We start from the raw sequence: 5,199 nt of genomic DNA, 5'->3' as shown, positions 1-5,199 counted from the left end.
GTTTTGCAAGGGTTTGACCATCAGAAAGAAATGTTTTGAAGTCAAGTAAAAACATTAGAGAGACCGAGAAGTTTCGCAGACAATGGCAAGGAAATCACTCGGCCGAACTTTTGTTTTGCGCAGGATGAAATCATTTATTTGTGCGGGTCTTGGGTTTTTGGTTCGTTTTGTGCCAAGACAAAATGAACGAAAGTTGAAAGAAAAACGACATAAAAATAGCTGTAGGGTGTTAAAAAATAGTACATTGTGAAATAAAACAGTATGTAACAATATGTATATTGCATAGCTGCCCTTCGGGCTAGCAACGACAACATACACAAACGTTAGGTGCAAGCGGAAGTTGGTAAAGGAGGTTGAAAACCACAGTACCCCACAGTTTTCGGTAGACAATTCCCAAGGCAAATCACAGTATTTTTAAATGCAAAATTATTACGGTACTAAGTGCGGCGGACTGTACCCACGGCAACCCAAAATTCAGGCGGACTATACCCAAGGCAACCCAATTCTCGGGCGGACTGATCCCACGGGTGAATCACTGTATTTTTTAAATGCAAAATTTTAGCGGTACTGCGTGGCGCGGACTTTTACCCAAGGCGGGAAAAACGCTAAAGACGTAAAAAATTGTAGTGAATTTTGTTTAGGGAAAATTGAAGTGGAAGTGGGGTTTGACCACCGTAACCACCGTATTAAAAAATTAAAGCAGCACCTAACATAACCTATATTCAATTTGCATTTACCAATTAAAAGCAGTGGTAATTAATAAAATAGCGCCAAAACATGGTTTAGATAGTCTAAAATAATTAATTTAGCCTAAACAATGCCTTGGCGGTTACCTAGTTGCTTTTGTGCTAGGTAATGCAAACAGAAATATAGCCGAGCGTTAGCATTCATTAAGTATGATAAGAAGAGAGTTTAAATATTTGATGCTTTTGGTTGTTTTTAGCCTTTTCACTTCATTTGTTTGGGGTCAAAAGACTGCAAAAAATTTGTTAACAGAAAGCATTAAAAAGGAATATCCAATAATTTTCTCAAAAGACTGCTCAGATAAATGTTTAGAGACATTAAAAAGAAAATTTGAATACGCTCAAGTTTATTTAATTGATGAATTAAAATCATTAATACTTGTTGATTCTTCTAAATTTTACGAAAACAAGAAAAAAGAATTAATTGAACTAGAGAAGAAAAAAAATGATATCTCGAACAAAAACCCAGAATACAAAATGCAGCTCGAACATGCCTTTTTGCTCTTGTCTATTGCGAACCCATCAAAATCAGATAGCTTATTTATAAAGTTGATAAGTAGTTTTATGAATGAGAAAATAAATTTTTCTAGTTCAGAAGAAATAGAATCTGTCTTAATTTATAAAAGTTGGCTTTATGAACTGCTCAATGATAGGTTTCAGACGGAAACAAATGCATTCTCAAATAATTATGCAGCGTTGTTTATTAATGAAATTATTCTTAATTATGACCAACCCTTTATGAGCATTAAATCTGAAGAACAACTTATTGAAAAGCTCGCAAACTATGCTTCATTAGCTTCGAAAAATATTAGCAAATACAGTTTTGAGGAATTAATGACAAATACCTATCAACATAGAATTACTGTAATTGAGAAAGTGCTGAATTTAAAACACTCTTATGAACTGTTTGACTTTATTGAAAAACTGTACTTATCAGGACTTAAAATCGATCCAAACAATACAGCTTTAAAATATAATCTTGGTATTTTTTATTATAATGAAGTAACATTTTTATCTAACGAAGTCAACGAAGAATTAAATGAAAATGAATTAAAAATAAAAGAAGAAAGAATAACACAGTTTTCGGGAAAAGCAAAACAATTGTTAAGCCCAGAATAAAAACGAAATGCTAACATAATGTAAAAATTACAGCGAAGCTGTTCGGCATAAATGCCTATTTTTACACAAACGTTAGCGGTAATTCAACCTTTTATGGAAAAACAAATAAATACTTTAAGCTCCCGTTTTAATGGTTTTAAAAATGAAAAAACGCAACATGTGAACGGAAGTTATAAACGTTGTTTATAAGAGCTATACAAAAAAGTTAGTCAGAATTATGAAAAGTAAAAATATTCAAGTTTTTTCCGAAAATATTGGAGCATATCATTTAATAATATTTGTACTGATTTCTTTTTTATCGATTATATATTTTTCTTTTCCATTTAGCATAATTGGTCCATTATTATCACTCGCTGGAATAATATATTCAGCTTTTGTAGTAAGCAAACATTATTTGGTTAATTATGAGATAACTGAAAAGAGTGTCAAGCTAAATTTATCACAATTTCTAAACTCAGATAAAACGATATTTATAAATATTGCTGATTTTCATTTTGAACTATTTCAGCAATTTAAGGGTGCTTATTTTATAAAAATCAATTCGAATAACGAGAGTATTGACTTATTTTGTTCTAAAAGTAGAAGTCTAAACTACTATGTTGATTTATTAAATGATATTTCAAAAGTTAAAATGTTTTCATCTTTTGAAAAATCCGAATTGAGTAATATTAAAAAATTAGCTGCTAACAAAAACTAGCAGTAACAACGATATGATAAAAGTACTTTCCATATTGAGTCTTGTTATTTTGATTTCTTGCAGTGGCGATTACTCTAAAAACGAAAGTGAAATTAAGCCCAAAATAGAAGAAGTGAAATGTGTTGAAAGCATAATAGAAGTTGTAAGTGCACTACCGAACCCCATCAATATCGTAGATTTAAAAAACTCAAAATGGCTGAAGACTACTTCAGGAATTGTAACACATTCGGAATCAAGAAAACTTTGTATCCCAAATGACTCAATAGGTTTTTATGCATTGTATTTTTTGATTGACAACGCGGTAGACTTGCCAATCGGGGTGTTAAAAGTTCATACAGATGAGGATAATAAGGCATGGAAGTTTGTTAGTGCCAATGAACAGTTTGTTGAAATAAAATTAAGCTCCAACAAAATTGTTCTTTGGGACAGTATTAGAGTTGGCCTAAGTGAAAAGCGGCTGCTGAGTTTTATCGGTGAAAGATTTCATTACAAGAAGGGCACAGTTATATACTCTGAACTTGATTCATATGAAGGTATGTTTACAATTATTAGTGATACAATAATGGAGTTAACAGTGAAGAACAGGTGTGAAAAATAAAACTCCCGCTAACAAAAACTAAATTCAATTTGCATTTACTAAGGAACATTTTACTTGTCTGAAAGTGACACCAAAACATAGTTTAGAATAATAAAAATGACTAGTTTAGCTAAACAATGCCTTGGCGGTTATTTAATTACATTGTGCTAAGTAATGCAAACAGAAATTTAGTCAGGCGTTAACTACAAGCGCAAGTAGGTTATTCTATAATAATTGAAAAGTCACAATAGTTATATTTCATTACAATAATAATATGATAAATAATTTAGGGATGTTTTTTCTTGTTGCCGTAGTTTTCTTTATTACTTCTTGTAATTCTAATGAATTTACACAATTACATGAGAAGCGTGACTTAATTCCAGTCGATTCGATCCCATTTAATGACTCGTGTTGTGAACTGGATCAAGAATTTTTTCAAAAATATGATTCTGTAATGCTGGAAAACTCACTTTACAAAATAGAACAATCCTCGAAAGTACAACGTTTATTTAATCAAGTCAAACTTGATTCTAACAGAGGAGGTAACATCTTGCTTTCAAAAGGCGAAAACGAAAACGAAATTTCAGTTAAAATTCAAGAGGATAATGGAATGAGTTATGTATCTCATTTCACTTTTATCATCTTACCTGAAGAAGGTTATAAAATTTACTACTACGATCCATTACATAATATCCGACTCACTTTAGCTGAATGGGATTCGAATTGAGACATAACAGTATGCAGCACATTAAAGCCAAATTAACTTAAAATTTTTCAGGCGGACTATACCAAAAGTAACCCAATTCTCGTGCGGACTGCACCCACGCTGAATGACTGTGTTTTTTTAATGCGAAATTATTGCGGTACTTTTTGGCGCGGACTTCTAACCAGGGGTGGGAAAAACGCTAAACGCGTAAAAATTTGTCTTGAATTTTGCTTAGAAAAATTTGGTAAAAATTCGGGTCGGACCAAAGTAGAAGAGTAGGGTAAACGACAGCAACGACAGTATTAAAAAAAGAAAGCAGTAGTTAACAATACCTATATTCAATTTGCATTTACCAATTAAAAGCAATGGTAATTAATAAAATAGCGCCAAAACATGGTTTAGATAGTCTAAAATAATTAATTTAGCCTAAACAATGCCTTGGCGGTTACCTAGTTGCTTTTGTGCAAGGTAATGCAAACAGAAATATAGCCGAGCGTTGTGGTGCATTAAATTAAACAGACATGTTTGGACGATTTAAGAAAAATAGGAAAAAGGAATTTAGTTATTCCCCTGAAGAAATGAAGGAGAAGTTAGAAGTACTAGAAGATGCTATTTCGGATGTTGGATATTGGAATTGGTGGACAGCAGATTTTCCGAAATTGATTATGCTTGAATTTGGCGGAACCCAAATTTGGACGAAACCGAATGACAATGAATCTCCGTCTGGACAAATTGGCATTACATTTCAAAATCCTTATTCAGTCAGTTTTCTAACCAGAGAACAATATAAGAGAGACACACCTGAAAATTGGGCTGATTTACTTCATAATGATAAACTAGACCAACCTGAAATTGAACATGGACAATTTACATTCACAGACCTTGAGTTAATAGAACAAATTATTAAAGAATCAAAAAAAGTAGAAACTGTATTTGGGAATAAACCCACTGACCCTGACTTCAAAAACGCAGAATTTAAATTTGGATTTTGGGCAATTAATTTTGGTTGTGTAATAAGCTGTGAATCAGTAAATGTTGTGAGCCATGATGGAGAAATATCATTGGACGAAGTTGAAAATAGAAAAGATAAATGGTGGAAATACTGGAAAGAATATTGGGAAAAAAGAGATTCTAATAATCCTTTACCAAAAGACTATGCATGTGAAGTGACAATTCCCGCTGGACAGAAAATTACAATTAAAGAATAAAAAAACGACACCACAACAACAAGCATATTTCATTGCTGTTTCGTACCTTACAGCAACGAAAACATGCTCAACCGTTAGGTGCAAGCGGAAGTTTGTAATGGAGGTTAAAAAAACACAGTAACCCACAGTTTTCGGTAGACAATTCCCAA

5 protein-coding genes are annotated in these 5,199 nt (G+C 32.4%); all 5 read left to right on the top strand.

Translation table 11 applies throughout. The annotated features are described in order from the left end of the window. Window positions 1-896: 896 nt before the first annotated feature. The 5 genes from DNU06_RS17205 to DNU06_RS17185 all read left to right on the top strand — a co-directional run bounded on the left by DNU06_RS17205 (window position 897) and on the right by DNU06_RS17185 (window position 5,050). Window positions 897-1,862: a hypothetical protein gene (locus tag DNU06_RS17205; RefSeq protein WP_111064743.1), complete on the top strand. Its 966-nt coding sequence runs from the start codon at window positions 897-899 to the stop codon at window positions 1,860-1,862. A gap of 217 nt (window positions 1,863-2,079) precedes the next feature. Further along, window positions 2,080-2,559, top strand: a complete 480-nt coding sequence (locus DNU06_RS17200) for a hypothetical protein (RefSeq protein WP_111064742.1) — start codon at window positions 2,080-2,082, stop codon at window positions 2,557-2,559. Window positions 2,560-2,572: 13 nt separating this feature from the next. Continuing rightward, window positions 2,573-3,157, top strand: a complete 585-nt coding sequence (locus DNU06_RS17195) for a hypothetical protein (RefSeq protein ID WP_111064741.1) — start codon at window positions 2,573-2,575, stop codon at window positions 3,155-3,157. A gap of 271 nt (window positions 3,158-3,428) precedes the next feature. After that, a complete protein-coding gene (locus DNU06_RS17190) occupies window positions 3,429-3,863 on the top strand; it encodes a hypothetical protein (protein WP_146239317.1) in 435 nt (144 codons plus the stop codon). 500 nt (window positions 3,864-4,363) lie between these two features. After that, on the top strand, window positions 4,364-5,050 hold the full coding sequence (locus DNU06_RS17185; RefSeq protein WP_111064739.1) for a hypothetical protein: 687 nt from the start codon (window positions 4,364-4,366) through the stop codon (window positions 5,048-5,050). Window positions 5,051-5,199 lie beyond the last annotated feature (149 nt).

Source organism: Putridiphycobacter roseus, from assembly GCF_003234935.1.
Lineage (GTDB): Bacteria > Bacteroidota > Bacteroidia > Flavobacteriales_D > Crocinitomicaceae > Putridiphycobacter > Putridiphycobacter roseus.
The sequence above is the reverse complement of the archived record's forward strand: the minus strand, read 5'-3'. Positions and strand labels throughout refer to the sequence as shown.